Genomic DNA, 257 nt, shown 5'->3' on the forward strand with positions numbered 1-257 from the left:
GTGTCGATGTCGCAAGCGGTGGGGTCGTAGATAGCCCCGTGGACTTTTTCACGGCGCAGGATCGGCAAGCGTGCACAGGCTTCGTCGGCCGTCAGTCGCTGCACCTGCTCTACGGTGGCCTTGGCGCTCAGGTACTGGCTGTCGAGTTCGGCCGGGTCGCCGTTGAAATCCACGGTCATTTCGCCTCGGGGCGTCAGCAGTGGGTGTTCGCAGAAGCCTGCGGGTGGCTGGTCGAAGAAGGTCCGGCTGGCCAAGGT

Annotated in this window: 1 pseudogene; it reads right to left on the reverse strand. The window is 64.2% G+C overall.

The features are described from left to right. Nucleotides 1-257: pseudogene (locus tag AAEZ02_RS22935) on the reverse strand (hypothetical protein); the annotation flags it as partial.

It is taken from the genome of Shewanella sp. T24-MNA-CIBAN-0130, assembly GCF_040310185.1.
Lineage (GTDB): Bacteria > Pseudomonadota > Gammaproteobacteria > Enterobacterales > Shewanellaceae > Shewanella > Shewanella psychromarinicola.